Genomic DNA, 19,516 nt, shown 5'->3' with positions numbered 1-19,516 from the left:
AGGTCTGAATATATGGTACCACCGGAAGACAAACAGAAGGATGCGGGGCAATTCAACGCCTGGCTTACCAACCTGGCGCCCAAACCTGCGGCCAGGCCTGCCGCGCCGGGCCAAGCCCCGGCGGCCCCCAGGGCTCCGATAGGAAAGCCTGCGGGGATGCCGAGCGCCGGCGGACTGCTGGGCGCCGGCCTGGACGACGAACTGGACGATATCTTCGGCAAGATCGTGACCGACGAGGGTCCGGCCCCGGCCGCTCCGCCGCCCCAGGCTCCGGCCATGCCCAAACCGGCTCCGCCGCCTCCGCCGCAGCAAATGGCGCCCCGGCCGCCGGCGCCTCCGGCCGCCAACATACCGCAACCGCCGTCTCCGCCGCAGCAAATGGCGCCCCGGCCGCCAGCGCCCCCGGCCGCCAGCGCACCGCAGCCACCGGCCAGGATGCCAATCCAGGAAGCCCCGGCCCCGCCACCCCCGCCGCAAACGGCTCCCAGGCCTGCTGCGCCGCCGGCTTTCAACATACCCCAGCCGCCGCCGCTTCAGCCGGCTGCGCCAGCCGGCCCGGCTGCCTTGCAGTCCACCTATAAGCAGATCGAAGCCGCGGTCAACGAGGTCCGCCAGGAGATGCAGGACCAGATCGATCAGCTGGAGCTTAAGCACCACAGCGAGGTCCAGGGCGCAGTGGCCCGGACCCGTTCCGAGATGCAGGCTCAGATCCAGCAGATGCAGGCCCAGCGCCAGAACGACGTCCAGAACGCCATGGCCCAGGGACGGGTGGAGGTGCAGGCCAAGATCCAGGATATACAACTCAAGTATCAGGATCAGCGCCAGAAGTGGGAGAAGGTGCTCAAGGATCTGCGGGACCGCAACGAGGAACTGACCGTCAGGAACCACGAACTGGAGGAGCAGATGTCGCAGCTTCGGGAGCGACAGCGGATGCTGATCCAGGAGTATGCCGGGATGAACGCCCCGCAGGCCCAGCCTCCGGCGCAGATGGCCCCCATCCAGATCGATGAGCCGGGTGGGCCGGAGATAGTGTTCCCCGGCGAAATGAGCCAGCCGGAAACCGGCATTCCCGAAATAAAGATCGAGCTGCCTGAGTCCATTGCCGGAGAACAGGAGTCGGCCGAGGCTGACCAGGCCATCAGGACCAGGAACGAGAATACCCTCAGCGAGGCCGATGACCTGCTGGCCGAGCTGGATGCCCTGGAGAACGATATGAAGAACCTGGGCGAGGACAACTGAGACCATGCCGGAACTGCCGGAGGTTGAAACGGTCCGCCGGGACCTGACCCGGAGCCTTGCCGGAAAGCGGATCACGCAGGTGGAGATACTGAATACCGGCTCCCTGAAGGGCGCAACGCCCAAAGGATTTCTTGGCGAGATCTCGGGGAGAAGTTTCACCCGGTTCGGCCGGAGGGGCAAATATCTGATCCTGCACCTGGACACCGGGAAGGTTTTGGTGGTCCACCTGAAGATGACCGGAGTGCTGCAATACCAGCAAAAAGGTGATTCTCTGCCCAGGGCGGCCAGAATCATCTTTTACTTTAGCGGCGGTCAGCGGCTGGTGTTCTCCGACCAGCGCAAGTTCGGATCCATCGAACTGGCCGGCGATGCCGGCACCATCCCGTCGCTTCAAGAAATGGGGCCGGAGCCGCTGGAGAAAGATTTCACTTCCGAAGCGTTGAAGGAGCGCCTGGGCGGGCGCAGGGGGCCGATCAAGCCGCTGCTGCTGGACCAGAGCATCGTGGCCGGACTGGGCAATATCTATGCCGCGGAGGCCCTGCACCGGGCGGCTATCGCACCCCAGAGGCCGGCCGACCAGCTAAGCGGGCCGGAGCTGAAGAAACTACACCGGGCCATCATTCAAGTCCTGAAAGAGGCCATCGCCGCCCGGGGGAGCTCGGTGGACACCTACCGCGACGGGCAGGGCAAGAAGGGCTGGTTCCAGGTGAAGCACCGGGTGTATGGCAAGCAGGGAAACAAATGCCGAAGGTGCGGAGGGACCATCGTCAAGGAGATATTCCGGGGACGGGGGACCTATTGGTGCCCGAAGTGCCAGAGATAGTCAATAGATTCTAGTGAATAGATAATAGGGGACAAAATCTATGAAGATCGGTTTGATCTCCGATACCCATGATAATCTTGAGGCCTGCCAGAAGGCCTGCGAAGCCTTCTTCGACGAGGACGTCAAGATCGTCCTTCACGCCGGGGATTTCGTGGCCCCCTTCATCGTCCCGGTCTTTGCCAAGGCCAGGCTCAAACTAATAGCAGTTTACGGCAACAACGACGGGGAGAAGATATATCTCAAGGAACGCTTCGAGGAGGCCGGATTCGAACTGCACAGCGGCCCTTACGAATTGAAGATCGGCGAACGGAGCATCTGCATGATGCACGAGCCGCGCTGCCTGGAAAGCCTGATCAAGGCCGGGACCTATGACCTGATCCTCTACGGGCACACCCACAAGGTGGACATCTACGAGGAGGGAACCCTGGTGATCAATCCCGGCGAAGCCTGCGGCTATCTGACCGGCAAGCCGACCTGCGCGGTGGTGGAACTGGACGATATGAGCGGCCGGATCGTGGAACTATAATATGCCACAGAGTCACCGAGACACAGAGCAAGTCATGGGTTTGAGGGAGAAGCAGACAAAACTCGTATCATTGCTCAGAAGCTATGGCAGCATCCTTGTGGCCTATTCCGGCGGGATAGACAGCACTTTTCTGGCGGTGACGGCCAAGAAGATCCTGGGCGAAGATCATCTGGCGGTGACGGCGGTCTCGGCCATACACTCCGGGGATGAAACAAGAACCGCCCTAACAATTGCCGGAAAATACAACCTGAATCATCTGGCAATAAAGACCGGAGAATTGAAGGACAAAGCATTTCTGGCCAATCCACCCGACAGGTGCTATCACTGCAAGAGCCTGCTTTGGCGGGAGATGAAGAAGATCGCTAAGGCAAAAGGGATATCAGCCATCATCGATGGCAGCACCGCGGACGATAAAAAGGAATACCGGCCCGGAAAGGCAGCCTCGATCAAATACGGCATCAAAAGCCCGCTGGCCGAGGCCGGCCTGACCAAGGCTGAGATCAGGTCGTTATCTAAAAAAATGGGACTGCCCAACTGGAATGCCCCGTCGAATTCCTGCCTGGCCACCAGGATACCCTATGGTCAGAAAATAACCATCCCGGAACTTAAGAGGATCGGAAGGGCCGAAGCTCCCTTGAAAAAGATGGGTTTCGGCCACCTGCGGGTAAGGCATCACGGAGATCTGGCCCGGATAGAGATCCCGACGGCGCAGTTCAACCAAGCGCTTAAATTAAAAAATAAGATCATCGAATTCTTGCGTGAGGCAGGCTATAAATTCGTGACCCTCGATCTGGCCGGTTATCAAAAGGGGTGTTACGATGACGGAAAGAAAAATGCAAAAAGAAAAACTTAACGAGTTGCTGCGAAAGTACAAGGCCGGCAAAATCTCCGAACCGGAGGTGCTGAAAACGCTGGCGGCCCTGCCTTACCAGGATATCGGCATCGCCAACATCGACACCCACCGGACCCTGCGCCGGGGGCTGCCGGAGGTGATATTCTGCCAGGGCAAGACCCCGGCTCAGGCGGCCCTGATCTTCCAGAAGATGCAGGGGCTGGTGATGGCCACCAGGGCCGATGCCGTGCACTATAAAGCGGTCAAAAAACTTTGCCCGGCTGCGGTCTACCATTCCCGGGCCAGGATCATCACCAATGCCAGGGTCAAACCCAAAAAGAGCGGCGACTATGCCGCGGTCATTACCGCCGGGACCTCGGACATACTGGTGGCCGAGGAGGCGGCCCTGACCGCCGAGATCTTCGGGTTCCGGGCGGTCAGGATGTGGGATGTGGGTGTGGCCGGGCTTCACCGCCTATTGGATAAGATCGATATACTGCGGGAGGCCAAGGTGATAGTCGCCGTGGCGGGAATGGAGGGCGCCCTGCCCAGCGTGGTGGGCGGCCTGGTGGCCTGCCCGGTGATCGCGGTGCCCACCAGCGTGGGCTACGGGGCCAGCTTCGGAGGGATCACCGCCCTGCTGGCCATGCTCAACAGCTGTTCGCCGGGGGTATCGGTGGTCAACATCGACAACGGCTTCGGGGCCGGGTACCTGGCGGCGACGATTTTGAAAGGCTGCAAGAAGTGAGAACGATATTCTTCGACTGCCCCACCGGGGCCTCGGGCAACATGATCCTGGCGGCATTGATCGACGCCGGAGCCGACAGGAAAAAGATCCTCCGGGAACTGAAAAGGATCCCGGTCTCCGGCTGGGATATCCGTCTCAAGCAGGTGGCCAAACAGGGGGTGGGCGGGCTTCATCTGGAGGTAGAATACCGGAAACAGCCGGAGCGCAACCTTTCCCAGATCACCGCCCTGATCAAAAAAGCAAAGTTCAAACCGATGATCGAAAAACGGATCATCGAAGCCTTCACCATATTGGCCAGGGCCGAGGCCGGGGTGCACCGGACCACCGTGGAGAGGATACACTTCCACGAGGTGGGGGCCATCGACAGCATCATCGACATCGCCGGGACCATGCTGGCCCTGGACGATCTGGGCATCGAAAAAACATATTGCTCACCGCTGAACATCGGGAAAGGAACGATCAAATGCCGCCACGGCATTCTGCCGGTGCCCGCCCCGGCAACAGCTTTGTTATTGAAAGATGTCAAGATATATCAGAACGAACTGACCGGGGAGCTGGTGACCCCCACCGGCGCACTGTTAATGACCTATCTGGCGGATTCCTTCGGTCCGATGCCGGCCATGTCCCTGGAGAAGACAGGCCACGGGGCCGGCACCATGGATCTGCCGGTGCCCAATATCCTGCGGGCGATGGTGGGGGAGTCTTATGCCAGCGGGAGGGATCTGGAGCAGATGGTGCTGCTGGAGACCAATATCGACGACATGAATCCCCAGATATACGGCCAGGTGATGGATCTGCTTTTCCGGGCCGGGGCCTGCGATGTCTATTTCACGCCCATCCAGATGAAGAAGAACCGCCCGGCCGTGATGCTTTCGGCCCTGGTCGCTCCGTCCCATGAAAAGAAGGCGGTGGATATCCTCATGCGGGAGACCACCACTTTGGGCATCCGCCGGACGCCGCTCGATCGTTATGTCCTTCCCCGGAAGACGATCAAAGTCAGGACCGAATACGGCATCGTAGAGGGCAAGGTGGCGGAACTGCCTGACGGAGAGAAAAAGTTCCAGCCGGAATACGATGCCTGCCTCTCGGCGGCTCAAAAGTTTAAAGCGCCCCTGCGAAAAATATTCAGCGCCGCGATGGCGGCCTACCGGAAATCCGAAAAGTAAGATCTGCTATGGATATAAAAATAAAACGGATAATAGTGAAGCCCCGGCTGCCCAAGGTCATCTGGGATTTCTTCATGATAACCCTGGGGGCGGCCCTCATGGCTCTGTCCTACGACCTGTTCCTGGTGCCGCACAAGATCGTGGCCGGCGGGGCGGCCGGCCTGGCGTTGATCTTTCACTACCTGTTCAAACTGCCGGTGGGCACCATGATCTTCGTGATCAACATCCCGCTGTTCATATGGGGACTTAAAGAATTCGGCAAGAAGTTCGGGTTCCGCACCATCTATGCGGTTTTCATGACCTCCTTCCTGACGGATCTCTTCCAGGCCACCTGGCATCTCAAGGCCGCCACCCAGAACACCATTCTGGCGTCCATCTACGGAGCGGTGCTGCTGGGCGTGGGGCTGGGCCTGGCCTTCAGGCACCAGGCCACCACCGGCGGCTCGGATATCGTGGCCCAGATCCTGGCCAAGCACACCAACTTCACCCCGGGCATGGGGATCATGATGGTGGATTTCTTCATCATCGCCCTGGCCGGTCTGACCTTCCGGCAGGTGGACCTGGCCCTGCTGGGATTCACCACCCTGTATATCTCGGGCCGGATCCTGGATGTCATATTAGAGGGCCCGTCTTATAACAAGGCGGCCTACATCATCTCCGATCATTACGAACTGATCCGGGGCGAGGTGGTGCTGGGAATGGACCGGGGTGGCACCATGTGGGTGGGCAGGGGATTCTACAAGGGCACCGAGAGGACCATCCTGTTCTGCGTGGTCAGCCGCCGGGAGCTGGCCCAGCTCCGGGAGATCGTAAAAGCCCTGGATCCCAAGGCCTTCATGGTGGTGACCGACGCCAAGGAGGTGCTGGGGCATGGCTTCACGCCCTGGAGCAAGGTGGAAAGCCCGTAACCCTGGAGATATTTGATTGAAAAGATAAATGATCAATGAAGAGTATTGTCATTCTCGCGAAGGCGGGAATCCATAAAAAACCTGGATACCTGCTTTCGCAGATCTGACATATCAAAGTCACAAGATTCTGTGAACAGCATATGACAAGAGAGGAAAATATCATGAAAAAGAAAAATTATTTCGAGATAAAGGACGTCAGATTCCGCCAGGCCAAACCCTCGGACAAGGCCACGGTGCTGGATTTCTGCCAGAAAACATTCGGGCGGTGGGGCGACTACATCCCCGAGGTATGGGACCAGTGGCTCAAGGACAAGAAGGGCATGTTCTTCGTGGCCGACCTGCACGGCACCGCCATCGGGCTGGGCAAGATCACCGAACACCGGCCGGGAGAGCTGTGGCTGGAGGGGCTCAGGGTGGATCCCACCTTCCGGGGGCACGGCATCGGGCGGGCCATCCAGGATTTCACCTGGGTCAAGGCCCTGTCGTTCAAGCCTAAATTCATCCGCTACGCCACCGGCTCCTACAACAAGATCTCCATCCATCTGGGAAGATCCAAGGGCATGAAGATCATCAATACTTATGATGAGATGTGGTGCAAGGCGCCCAGGGCCGACGAGACCAAGCTGGTCCCGGCCCGGCCGTCGGATGCCGGTGAGATCATGGCCCTGCTGAAAAGGGACAGCCGCTATAAACTTTGGAAGGGATTCTATCTGGAAGGCTGGAAGGCCCTGACCCTGGACGAAAGCCTGCTGCAAAGGCTGATCAAGGAGAAACGGGTCTATGTCTATTTCGACCGGCAGGGCCTGTCCGGGGTGACCATGCTGATCCAGTCCAAGGACAAGAAATACGTTACCTTCGGAAACACCATAGGCCGGGACATAAAAACTCTGCAGTTGGTCCTAAAGGAGGCCCGCAAGCTGGCTGGTATGCTGGAGGGGCAGAAGCTGGAGATGGTGTTCCCGCGGAACCCCTGGTACAAGAAGGTGATCAAGGGCACCGGCTGGCGGCACGACCTGCCGATCTGGATGGTGCTGCTGGAGTGGAGGAGGAGATAGCATTACCACCCCTTTGATCCCCTCCTTGATCAAGGAGGGGATGTGGGGAGGTCTATAAATGGATTCCCGACTTCTCGGGAATGACAAATAAGAAAATAAATATGGATAATATAAAGGACAAAACCCCATGAAAACGATCCTTACCGGGGACCGGCCCACCGGCCCCCTGCACATAGGGCACTATTTCGGCTCGCTCAAAGAACGGGTGGCCCTGCAGGAGCAGTACCGCACCTTCATCCTGATCGCCGACGTTCAGGCTTTGACCGACAACTTTGACGATCCCCAAAAGGTGCACGACAACATCATCGAGGTCACGCTGGACTACTTGGCGGCCGGGATAGACCCCGAAAAGGCCACCATCGTCATCCAGTCCAAGATGCCGGCCATCGCCGACCTGACCGTGTTCTTCATGAACCTGGTGACGGTGGCCCGGGTGGGCCGCAACCCCACCGTCAAGGAGGAGATCAAGCAGAAGGGCTTCGGGGAATCACTGCCCTTAGGGTTCTTCGCCTATCCCGTCTCCCAGGCGGCCGACATCCTGGCCTTCAACGCCGACCTGGTGCCGGTGGGGGACGATCAGGTGCCGATGATCGAGATGACCCGGGAGATCGCCCGCGATTTCAACCGGATCTACGGGCCGGTGTTCGTGGAGCCGGAGGCCAAGGTGGGTTCCTTCGGGCGGATCAAGGGTTTTGACGGCAACGCCAAGATGAGCAAGTCGCTGAACAACGCCATTGACATCAAGGACAGTGCGGAGGAGACCGCCAAGAAGATCATGAGCGCCTATACCGATCCCGCCAAGGCCCGCAAGGACGATCCCGGCCACCCGGACGGCTGCATGGTCTATGCCTATCACCAGATATTCACCCCCGGTCACGCCGCCATTAAGGAAGAATGTTTAAAGGGCGGGCGGGGCTGCGTGGTCTGCAAGAAGGAGCTGATCGCCAACATGAATGCCTATTTTGCACCGATCCGGCAGAAGCGCATGGAATTGGGGAACGACCTGGGTTATGTTAAGGATGTCCTGCGGAAGGGGATCATAAAAGGGCAGGAGTATTCCGGCGAGATACTGGACCGGGCCAAGACCGCCATGAAGATAGATTACCGGGATATATTGGGGTAACTTGAAAAAGGAAAATTAACACATGGGTCTATTTATAAACTTATTAAGTGCATTTAGGAAATAAATAAATTAGATCGTATTAGGTTTGAAATGAATAAAACTGATTGTCACATTGTAATTAACTAAGTAAACTTCTGTTATTTATCGTTAATTGGTTATGGAAATTCCACGATTTGAAAATAGGTGCCTAAATCCACGATTAGTTGAAACTGATATTGGTGACGCATTCCAACGATTTGTTCACGAGTTATTATTGCCGGAGTATAGCCAATTGCATTGTTACCCCGGTGGTGGAAAAGATGGGGGGATAGATTCTATCGAGGTAACCAATACATGCACTGTTGTTGAATGTAAAGTTGTTGGTGAGGATAATGCTGCGGTAGTGGTTCAGCGATGGAGAGAGGTTGGGAAAAAACTAGAAGAACACCTACAAAACCCTAATGGACCTACGCATGGTCAATCGCAATATGGACCGTGGTATACAACCGATACCCCAATATGTAAGTATGTATTTGCAATAAGTGCAGAGTTAAAAAATGAAGAGCAACGGCGTGACCTACAAAAGGTAATTGCGGAATTCTTTCTGGTTCTTGCTGGGAAACATTCGCATCTTTCTCATCTTGCTAGAATCGAAGTCACGGTCAAGGATTGGAGTGACTTATGCGACCTCCTTAGAAAACGGCCGCACACGATTTTTCGATGGTTTCCAGAAACACGACCAAACGGATTAATACCTTTAAATGAAACGGTAGATACTGGCACATTCCGTTCATATTTGAACAGCAGTAAATCACCCTATTATAGTCTTGTTGAACACATTAAAAAAACGGCCAAACCAAAGGATTTAAAAATTTGGGATGAGAATAGTTTACTTGATTGTTTTAAAAGCAATGATATCACTGGGTTAGTGATAAACGGTAAAGGCGGTATTGGCAAGAGCAGACTTATGTTGGAGCTTGGTTTAGAAGCTTTAAACAGAGGTTGGGTTGTTCTGAAGGTCAAAGGTAGTCTAAAAAATGATGCTATAGAAAAACTTGTAGAAAAGCTTACACCAACAACGCCGGCCCTATTACTATTCGATTATATTGAAACACAGAGTAGTTTCAGTGATTTGATTGAAAACCTAAATGTACTCATTGAGCAAGGCATTACACGCTTATGTTATATAGCAACCTGCCGTACAAGTTATTACTATAAAACTCTTAATGCTATAAGCAAACACCAATCCGTTGAACTTACTCCACCACCAGGTACCGACGAACTTGAGTGGTATGCTAAATACCGTAGTAGCATTGCAGGATGGATATTGGCTAAAGCTGGTATTGTGGTAACAGAGAAGCATATAGCTGTTTGCCATGATCTGCCAGTTTTGGCTGTTTTATTAGCCTACCTCTACACCTCAGGACGAGCTAATGACCTAAAAGAGTTGCTTACAGAGGTTGATTTTGGTAGATGGGTTGCAAAGCGTGTTCAACTTACATTTCCCAATAATGATGTATCGCATGAGTTGGCGTTACTTATTGCATTATTCCCCATGTCGACGACAACTGCGTCCACTTTGCCTACGGATCTCTATCGACCTGCCTTCGACCGTTTAGCAACCGATGGTTGGATTGAATTATCTGGCACAAATGTCGTTACTAATATAAAGGAGTGGGTCACAGCACATGATGTTCTCGCCGACCAGATATTGGCAACATATTTAAAAAGCATTCCCCACACAGCTGAAACGTTTGTCATAGAACTTCTATCAGTTGCTGCAGATCACGGCTGTTTAGAATCAGCAATTATTTCTTTGCAAAGAATTGCAGACATACCACCATTAAAGGTTATGCCTTGGGCAAAAATTATTGCAAATGAGATGAAAACCAAAGAGTCACAATGGCGTGAAGTCAGACATTTGCTAACGCGCACTTCACTTCTTGCAGTACCAGACATGATAGCATTGTTACACAATTACAAAAACGTTTGGATTGATGATGACCAATATATAAGTTTTCAAAACACGCTTGGTTGGTTCGCTCGTTGGCTTGTTAATTGTGGTGATGAAAATATTCCAGAAATTTACAAACAGACCATAATTTCATATATCTTAAAGGTAGTGCCATTTGTTGAGGCGAGTAATTTTGTTATTACTTGGGGGCTAAGACTTGCACCGACAGTTTTGCAGGATAGCGCCTTGCATTGGATAAGCACGCGGCCAATTTCATTCCAAACACATTACGTTATGGTCGCTTGGTTAGAAAGCGGCTTACCAACACAAACCGTCGCAATATACATACAGCAGTGGTGTAATAAGCATACGAAGGCATTTCATTTGAGTTTTGTAGCAAAAGCTTGGTTGGATGCCGGAGGTGATAAAGTATTGATTGAACCAACAATCAATAGCTGGTTGGCAGTATACGGATCAGAAGCTTCGGCCCGTTTTATTTTTAAATCATGGTTAAGGGCAGGCGGGGATAAAGTGTTAATTGGTTCAGCAATAAATGATTGGTTATTTCTCCATAGAGCCGATGCAGAGGCACATTACGTGTACTGTTCATGGTTAGAGGCTGGTGGTGAAAAAGCATTAGTAGAATCAGCAATCAAAGATTGGCTGACCGTTCATAAGGCCGAAGGTGAGGCAAATTACGTATACAATTCCTGGCTGAACGCGGGAGGAGACAAAGCATTGGTTGAATCAGCAATCAAAGATTGGCTGAACGTTCACAAGGCCGAAGAAGAGGCAAGTTACGTATACAGTTCTTGGCTGGACGCCAGAGGCGACAAATCATTGGTTGAATCAGCAATCAAAGATTGGCTGATCGTTCACAAGGCTGATGCTACGGCAGATTTTATCTATAAATCGTGGCTGAACGCGGGAGGCGACAAATCGTTGGTTGAATCAGCAATAAAAGATTGGCTGACCGTTCATAAAGCCGACGCTAAGGCAGATTTTATCTATAAATCATGGTTAGATGCCGGAGGCGAACTGGATATAGTTTGGGATTCATTGCTTGTTTGGTTGAAGGCACATAAGACAGACGAAGCAACTGGTTACGCAATTAAGTATCTAGCCAAAATAAAAGATTTGCCAACACCAGTGTTGCAAGACATTTTGGAATGGTGCCGCAAGTATCCGACTAACGATGACGTTTTATGGCGATTGACTCAGCTAGGCATAAATCTATTTAATACTGAAGTTGCGGAAGACGTTATATTAACCTTGGAAAAAGTGCTTGAAAGTTTATTCATAACTAACAATATTGAAAATATAAAACATAGCCAAATTATGACGCTGTTATCTTATCTTATTGACTACCCACGTAAAAAATTACCAGAAAAATTAAATGATAAAATAAAAGATAAAACAGATCAACTTTTTGTTAAATGGTTAAGGCATCCTGAGTCATTTGGTAACAATTATAAACCGCATTATAATATACAACGTGCTTCATATGTACAAAAGGTTGGTACTCTTATTTATTATGGCATTCTAGATATTAACAAAGATTATGATGCATTGAAGCGATTCATGCAATGGTTCGATTTATGGGATATAAAACAGAAGCACCGTGCAAAGCATAATATAAAGTCGTTAATTGAGAGGTATCCGTCATCTGATTTATGGAATATTGTAAAAAACATAGAGTAAAGTAATATGTGTTGTTCTTAACAAATATCGATTATTATTTATGTTCTAATATTAAAACAGCTACATCTATTATAAACAAGAAAAATGATAGGTAAATAAAAGGAGATATATTCTTGAAAGACCTAGCGCAACACGCCCTTAACGTGGCCGAGCTGGCCGGGGCCAGCTACGCCGACATCCGCATCATCAACGATGAATCCGAGCGGGTGGAGGTCAAGGACGGCCGGGTGGGCAGCATCAACCGGCGGACCTCGGGGGGCTTCGGCATCCGGGTGATCGCCAACGGGGCCTGGGGCTTCGCCTCCAGCCCCAAGACAGACAAAGCCGAGATCGAGCGGGTGGCCAAGCAGGCGGTCAAGGTGGCCCGGGCCAGCGCCCTGCTCAAGATCCGGGACCTGGAACTGGCCCCGGTGGAGAAGTATATCGACAAGTACGTCACCCCGCACAAGAAGAACCCGCTGGAAGTGCCCATCGAGGACAAGATCGCCCTGCTGCTGAAGACCGACGAGATCATGAGGAAGGTCAAGGGGGTCAACATCACCGAATCCCAGATCGCGGCCTGGGTGGAGGACCAGCTGTTCGCCTCCACCGTCGGCTCCTTCATCGAGCAGCGGATCGTCCAGTGCGGAGGGGGATACACCGCCACCGCCATCAGGGACGGCGACGTGCAGTACCGCTCCTATCCCTGCTCTCACGACGGGCAGTGGGAATCCAACGGCTACGAGATGATCGAGGCCCTGGACTTTCCCGGCCACGCCCAGCAGGCGGCCGAGGAGGCGGTGGCCCTGCTGTCGGCCGAGCAGTGCCCCTCCGGCGAGAAGGACATCATCATCGAGGGCTCCCAGCTGTCCCTGCAGATCCACGAATCGGTCGGCCACCCCCTGGAACTGGACCGGGTGTTCGGCAGCGAAGCCAACTTCGCCGGCACCAGCTTTGCCACCACCGACAACCTGGATAAGCTTAAGTACGGCTCTGACATCGTCAACATCACCAGCGATCCCACCTGCCCCATGGGGCTGGGCAGCTTCGGCTATGACGACGAGGGGGTCAAGGCCCAGAAGCACGACCTGATCAGGAAGGGCCTGCTGGTCAACTACCTTTCCTCCCGCGAGACCGCCCACAAGATCGGCAAGATATCCACCGGGGCCATGCGGGCCGACGGCTGGGATAATATGCCCATAGTCCGGATGACCGGCATCAACCTGGAGCCGGGAACCAAATCAACCGAGCAGATCATCTCCGAGACCGACGACGGCATCTACATGGCCACCAACAAGAGCTTCTCCATAGACGACCGGCGCTCCAACTTCCAGTTCGGCACCGAGATCGCCTGGGAGATCAAGAACGGCCAGCTGGGCCGGATGATCAAGAACGCCACCTACACCGGCTTCACCCCGCAGTTCTGGAACGCCTGCGACGCCATCGCCGGGCCCGGTGACTGGAAGATCTGGGGCACCGCCAACTGCGGCAAGGGTGAGCCTTCCCAGACCGCCCGCACCGCCCAGGGCTGTTCACCGGCCCGCTTCCGCAAGATCAAGGTCGGCGTCATACCGGGAAAGAAATAAATCAAATTGATGGATGAAATTAAAATGATGATAGACAAGAATCAGGCCCAGGAGATCTGCCAAAAGGCCATGTCCTTCGTAAAAGAGGGGCAGGCCGAGGTGAACATGGTCCAGACGGTCAGCCCGCTGACCCGGATCGCCAACAACACCATCCACCAGAACGTGGAGACCTCGGACATCAGCCTCTCCCTGCGGGTGGACATCGACGGCCGCTCGGGGCGGGCCGCCACCAACCAGTTCGATGACGACTCCCTGAAAGCCCTGGCCCGCAAGGCCTCGGAAGCAGCCAAGGCCATAACCGGCCAGCAGGAGCTGCCCCCGCTGATGGGGCCGCAGAAATACCGGGACATCCAGTCCTTCGACCAAAGCACGGCCTTGATGGAGCCGGAGCAGCGGGCGGAGATGGTCCTGAAGGCCGTCAATCTGGCCAAGCAGGAGAAGGTGGAGCTGGCCGGGCTGGTCAGCAACCTGCTCTACGTGAACGCCCTGGCCAACAGCAACGGCCTGTTCGCCTACCACCGGATGAGCCAGCTGACCATGGAGATCACCGCCCGTTCCGGGATCACCGCCGGCCGTTATGCCCAAACTGTAAGAAAGGCCGGCGACCTGGACCCGGAGAAGGTGGCCTCCATCGCCATAAAAAAATGCCTGGGCGGGCTCAATGCCAGGGCATTGGAGCCGGGCGAATACACCGTCATCCTGGAACCGGAGGCGGTGACCACTCCGCTGATGTTCCTGTCTTACCTGTCGTTCGGCGCCCAGTCGGTCCAGGAGAACCTGAGCTGTCTGTCCGGCAAGCTGGGACAGAAGCTGATGGGCGACAATATCACCATCAGCGACGACGCCTACCATCCGCTGGCGGTCTGGGCCGAGCCCTTCGATTCCGAGGGCATGCCCAAGAAGAAGGTGACCCTGATAGAAAAGGGCGTGGCCAGGGGGCCGGTGTACGACCTGAAGACCGCGGCCAAGGATAACACCGAGACCACCGGCCACGGTCTGCCCCAGCCCAACACCTACGGGCCGATGCCCCGTAATATCATCCTGGAGGGCGGAAACTCGACCCTGGAGGATATGATCAAGTCCACCCAGCGTGGGGTGCTGGTCACCCGATTCTGGTACAACCGGGTGGTGGACCGCAAGATCCCCATCATCACCGGGATGACCCGGGACGGAACTTTCCTGATAGAGGACGGCAAGATATCCTGCGGGGTCAAGAACATGCGTTATAATCAGGATCTGGTGGAGTTCTTCAACAACGTGGAGACGCTGGGCATCCCTGAGAGCCAGGAGAACATGGTGGTCCCGCCGCTGAAGGTCAATAATTTCCACTTCACCGGCCTGACCGAGGCCTAGGTATCATAAGTAAAGGCCCTGCATGCAGGGCCTTTATTTGACCCCTCTCCATACCTCTCCCCGTTGCGGAGAGAGGCCTATGCGCAGTCATTGCGAGAAGACATCAATGCCTGGCAACTGAAGCAATCCACGATATCCTGAATAATCTTCGTGCTTCCTTTGACACCGCTCAGGGCAAGTCTCAGAAAACGCAAGCAATGTGATAACATAAATTGTCACCCTGAGAAGACTTTTCACCTGACAAGCTGAATGGGTGACTGTCATCCCTCAAATTGTTCTGCTTCGATGTGCCCTCGGGATGACAAATGGTTTTATAAAATAACCTTGGTACTCCCTTAGACAAGCTTTGTGTTCTTATTGGTTAAACTGTAAAGAAAAATCCGTGTTAATCCGTGTCCAAAAATAAATGAACCAATTCAAATTAATATCTAACTTTAAACTTGTTATTCCCTTTGGTCTTTGCCAAAGGGTAACCATACAAAGGGAAAGTTTGAAACCCGCAGGTTTCCAAATGATCAAGAGACCAATATATACCCTGTGGTCTCTGCCACATGGTCATTAATTCCACTAGATACAAGGCAAACCTCAAACCCTTAAGAGGCAAAGGAAATGGCGATACGTAAGAATGGTATTTTAATGGTGTATGTCGTGACTTTGCTTGCCAACCTGACAGTATTGTACGCCCAAAATGTGCCAGCTAATAAAAAGGCAAAATTTGACAGTGTGTTTTACAATTCAATAATTGAGAACGGATTTCCGGTAAAAATAAACCAAGTAAGCGGCTATTTTACAGTTCGATCCCAATGCACGGTTGTCGGTGATATCAAAGGTGATGGTCGGAAGGAGATTCTCGTAAGCGGGTTGTGTTCCGGTCCACTGTATTGCATCGGATCAGACGGCTTGGTGTTGGCTGGGTGGCCAGTGACGACTGCCAATGGAGGCGCCGTATATCCTGCCGTGAGTGGGCGAAATATTGTGCTTGGCAGTGCCAATGGGGATATTGCCATGGTAGATTCGATGGGGCAATTCGTGTGGCAGCTGACGGCCGGCAATTTCGTCTCGGGACCACCTTCGGTTGCTTATATACCATCGCAATCGGGGGAATGCCTTTTTATTGGCGAGGAAGATTGGAAGATCCATGGCCGCCTTTCGTCTAGCGGGGCGGAATATTCCAGTTGGCCGTTTTATTTCCTGCAAAGCCAGGAATGGCAAACGCCTGCAGTCTGTGATATTGACCATGACGGCCAAATAGAGGTCCTTTCTATAAGCGGTACCGCAAATAGTATTTCTAAAATTATGCTGTTAAATGAAAACGGGGTGCCCGAGCCCGGTTGGGACAGCATCGAATACCATCTTGCCGATGTGGCTTTCCCGGCCATCGGTGATATCGATGGCGATGGAACGGAGGAAATAATTATACATTCAGTCGATTCAATAATGCCTTCGGTGTATTGGACCCGGATCCTAACTCCCTCAGGTATTGAGAAGCGCCAGTGGATATTGCATGGAAATATATATAACAGAATCAGCCCTGCTATCGCTGACATGAATGGTGATGATATCCCAGATATCATTATCCAGGGTAATGATTCACTTTGCGTTACTGATGGCTTTGGGTCGGCGCTTCCTGGCTGGCCGATCCCGTTTGCAACCGAATACACCGGCAACTCCGCACCTGCAGTTGGTGATGTGGACGGTGATAGCCTCCCGGAGATAGTAGTGACAACAAATTACTCGAATTTTGGGCGCGTCCACGTTCTTAATCACGATGGATCCTATGTGAACGGTTTCCCAATGGAATTGACAATAGGTGCGGGAACTGTACCTGTCATAAGCGATCTGGACCTTGATGGACATAATGAAATTATTATTACTAGCACATTAAGTGCGGACACAAGCGGAGTTCTAGACAAAGTCTGGGTCTTCGATTTGGACCGGGACTCGGTGGGCGTGATTCATGGTAAGATCGAGTGGGGCCAGTTCATGCACGATGAGCGGCATTCCGGCTACTATGGGGCGCCGACAACCGGGGTGACCGGGGATAAAACGCCCTTTCCCGCGCATGGGCTTTCGCTCGTTTGTTGGCCTAATCCCTTTAAAACTTCGGCTACCGTTAGATATAATTGCGCCACACCCACTAAAACTGTGGTCGGGATCTATGACATCGCCGGTCGGTTGGTGGAAAGGCTCTTTGAGGGTCGACTGGAGCCGGGGATGCATACTTGGAAATGGAACGGGCCGTTACGCAACACGGGTGTTTACTTCTGCAGGGTATCGGCCGGGAACAGTTCTTCGGTAATAAAACTCATTCACTTAAAATAACTATAATATCAATCTGCGACAATCTGCGTCCAAAATAAATGAACCAATTCAAATTAGCATCCGATTATAAACCCGCCGGGGACCAGCCGCAGGCCATCGAGCAATTGGTGGACGGGCTGAACCGGGGCATCAACCACCAGGTATTGCTGGGCGTCACCGGATCGGGCAAGACCTTCACCATGGCCAATGTCATCGAGAAGGTCAACCGGCCCACCCTGATCATGTCCCACAACAAGACCCTGGCCGCCCAGCTCTACGGCGAGTTCAAGGGGTACTTCCCCCGGAACGCGGTGGAGTTTTTCATCTCCTATTACGATTACTACCAGCCCGAGGCCTACATCCCGTCATCCGACACCTACATCGAAAAGGATTCCTCCCGCAACGACGACATCGAGCGGCTGCGCCTGCGGGCCACTTCGGCCCTGTTGGAGCGGCGAGACGTGATCATAGTGGCCTCGGTCTCCTGCATCTATTCGCTGGGTTCGCCCGACGAATGGAAGGAATTCGTCCTGATGCTGGAGACCGGCCAGGCGGCCGACCGCGAGGCGGTGATGAAACAGCTGGTGGGAATCCAGTACCAGCGCAACGACGTCAGCTTCGACCGGGGCACCTTCCGGGTGCGGGGCGGGGTGATCGAGGTCCATCCCGGCGACGAGAACATCGGACTGCGGATAGAGCTGGAGGATGACAAAGTGGCCCGGCTGTCGGTCTTCGAGCCGCTGACCGGCAAGGTCACCGAGATCAAGGAAAAGATCGCCATCTATCCCACCAAGCATTTCCTGGTTTCCAATCCCCGGCTGGAGGAGGCCCTCAAGGACATCGAGGAGGAGGCCAAGTGGCGGGTGGCCGAGCTGACCAATGCCGGGAAACTGCTGGAGGCCCAGCGCATCCAGCAGCGCACCAAGTACGATCTGGAGATGATAAAGGAGCTGGGCTACTGCTCGGGCATCGAGAACTACTCCCGGCACCTGGCCGGACGAAAGCCCGGCGACCGGCCCTTCTGCCTGATCGATTTCTTTCCCAAAGATTACCTGCTGATCATCGACGAATCGCACGTCAGCGTGCCCCAGATCGGCGCCATGTACGCCGGGGACCGCTCCCGCAAGGAGACCCTGGTGGATTTTGGCTTCCGCCTACCCTCGGCATTGGACAACCGGCCGCTCAAATTCGACGAATTCGAATCGCTGGCCCATCAGGTGATATATACCTCGGCCACGCCCTCCGATTACGAGCTCAAAAAATCCGCCGGGGTGGTGGTGGATCAGATCGTCCGGCCCACCGGCCTGGTGGACCCGGAGGTGGTGATCAAGCCCATCGCCGGCCAGGTGGACGACCTGATGGAGGAGATCCAACAGCGGGTGGAGCGCCAAGAGCGGACCCTGGTGACCACTTTGACCAAAAGAATGTCCGAGGACCTGGCCGACTTTCTGGCCTCTGCCGGCATCAAGGTGCGCTACCTGCATTCCGAGATCGATGCCATCGAGCGGATCGAGATCCTGCGGGGCTTAAGGCTGGGCGAGTTCGACGTGCTGGTGGGCATCAATCTGCTGCGCGAGGGGCTGGACCTGCCGGAGGTTTCTTTGGTCGCGATATTGGATGCCGACAAGGAGGGCTTTCTGCGCTCCGAGCGTTCACTGATCCAGGTCTCGGGCCGAGCGGCCCGCCACCTGTCCGGCAAGGTCATCATGTACGCCGACCGGGTCACCGATTCCATGAAACGGGCGTTGGCCGAGATGGAAAGGCGGAGAAAGATACAATTGGCCTATAATGAAAAGCACGGCATCACCCCGCAGTCCATCATCAAGTCCATCGAGCAAGTGATGCTGTCCACCTCGGTGGCCGATTCCCGGCAGGAGCTGGTCAAGGAGGAGATGGAGGCCTATATCGTCTCGGGCTTAAGCCAGGAGGAGATCATCGTCCAGCTGGAGAAGCAGATGTTCGACGCCGCCTCGGCCATGGAATACGAGAAGGCCGCCGCCATCCGGGACCAGATAAGAAAGCTGCAGGGGCAGGAGCCGCTGGCCAAGCCATTCGGGGGGAAGCGTTCCAAGAAGAAGACCGGCCAGCCGGACATGGGGGTGACCTATACCAGGAAGCGGGGGAAGAAATAACTGTCATCCCGAGGGCACTTCAAAGCAACGCAGGTTGAGGGATGAATAACCGTCACCCATTCAGCTTGTCAGGCAGGGTGCCAGGCTCAGGGTGACAGAAAGGATTGTCAT

Annotated in this window: 14 protein-coding genes; all 14 read left to right on the top strand. The window is 54.2% G+C overall.

Annotated elements, in window-relative coordinates:
• Positions 1-12: 12 nt before the first annotated feature.
• The 14 genes from A2273_01265 (at position 13) to A2273_01200 (ending at position 19,405) form a co-directional block, all read left to right on the top strand.
• Entirely contained in the window at positions 13-1,239 is a 1,227-nt protein-coding gene (locus A2273_01265) for a hypothetical protein (GenBank protein ID OGF06862.1), read from the top strand.
• 4 nt (positions 1,240-1,243) lie between these two features.
• A complete protein-coding gene (locus tag A2273_01260) occupies positions 1,244-2,062 on the top strand; it encodes a DNA-formamidopyrimidine glycosylase (GenBank protein ID OGF06861.1) in 819 nt (272 codons plus the stop codon).
• 40 nt (positions 2,063-2,102) lie between these two features.
• Complete coding sequence (locus A2273_01255; protein ID OGF06860.1) at positions 2,103-2,588, top strand: YfcE family phosphodiesterase; 486 nt, start codon at positions 2,103-2,105, stop codon at positions 2,586-2,588.
• A gap of 34 nt (positions 2,589-2,622) precedes the next feature.
• Positions 2,623-3,441, top strand: a complete 819-nt coding sequence (locus A2273_01250; protein ID OGF06859.1) for a TIGR00268 family protein — start codon at positions 2,623-2,625, stop codon at positions 3,439-3,441.
• The gene (locus A2273_01245; GenBank protein OGF06858.1) at positions 3,422-4,168 is read left to right on the top strand and encodes a 1-(5-phosphoribosyl)-5-amino-4-imidazole-carboxylate carboxylase; all 747 of its coding nucleotides are present in this window, start codon (positions 3,422-3,424) and stop codon (positions 4,166-4,168) included. The genes A2273_01250 and A2273_01245 overlap by 20 nt, the downstream gene beginning before the upstream one ends.
• Positions 4,165-5,334, top strand: a complete 1,170-nt coding sequence (locus A2273_01240; GenBank protein ID OGF06857.1) for a TIGR00299 family protein — start codon at positions 4,165-4,167, stop codon at positions 5,332-5,334. The genes A2273_01245 and A2273_01240 overlap by 4 nt, the downstream gene beginning before the upstream one ends.
• Before the next feature lie 8 nt (positions 5,335-5,342).
• Positions 5,343-6,242 carry a hypothetical protein gene (locus A2273_01235; GenBank protein ID OGF06856.1) on the top strand — a complete coding sequence of 300 codons (900 nt, stop codon included), beginning with the start codon at positions 5,343-5,345 and terminating at the stop codon, positions 6,240-6,242.
• A 161-nt stretch (positions 6,243-6,403) separates the two neighbouring features.
• The gene (locus A2273_01230) at positions 6,404-7,297 is read left to right on the top strand and encodes a hypothetical protein (protein ID OGF06855.1); all 894 of its coding nucleotides are present in this window, start codon (positions 6,404-6,406) and stop codon (positions 7,295-7,297) included.
• A 127-nt stretch (positions 7,298-7,424) separates the two neighbouring features.
• Positions 7,425-8,420 (top strand): tryptophan--tRNA ligase, encoded by a 996-nt coding sequence (locus A2273_01225; protein OGF06854.1) that lies wholly within the window; start codon positions 7,425-7,427, stop codon positions 8,418-8,420.
• Between the two features lie 775 nt (positions 8,421-9,195).
• Positions 9,196-12,054: a hypothetical protein gene (locus tag A2273_01220; protein ID OGF06853.1), complete on the top strand. Its 2,859-nt coding sequence runs from the start codon at positions 9,196-9,198 to the stop codon at positions 12,052-12,054.
• A gap of 113 nt (positions 12,055-12,167) precedes the next feature.
• Complete coding sequence (locus A2273_01215) at positions 12,168-13,619, top strand: peptidase C69 (protein ID OGF06852.1); 1,452 nt, start codon at positions 12,168-12,170, stop codon at positions 13,617-13,619.
• 24 nt (positions 13,620-13,643) lie between these two features.
• Positions 13,644-14,972 (top strand): hypothetical protein, encoded by a 1,329-nt coding sequence (locus A2273_01210; GenBank protein ID OGF06851.1) that lies wholly within the window; start codon positions 13,644-13,646, stop codon positions 14,970-14,972.
• Positions 14,973-15,581: 609 nt separating this feature from the next.
• Positions 15,582-17,294, top strand: a complete 1,713-nt coding sequence (locus tag A2273_01205; GenBank protein ID OGF06850.1) for a hypothetical protein — start codon at positions 15,582-15,584, stop codon at positions 17,292-17,294.
• A gap of 38 nt (positions 17,295-17,332) precedes the next feature.
• On the top strand, positions 17,333-19,405 hold the full coding sequence (locus A2273_01200) for an excinuclease ABC subunit B (protein ID OGF06849.1): 2,073 nt from the start codon (positions 17,333-17,335) through the stop codon (positions 19,403-19,405).
• Positions 19,406-19,516: the final 111 nt, after the last annotated feature.

The sequence above is a fragment of the Candidatus Edwardsbacteria bacterium RifOxyA12_full_54_48 genome (assembly GCA_001777915.1).
Classification (GTDB): domain Bacteria; phylum Edwardsbacteria; class AC1; order AC1; family EtOH8; genus UBA2226.
Note: the sequence above shows the minus strand (reverse complement) of the source record. Positions and strands in the feature narration are given on the sequence as shown.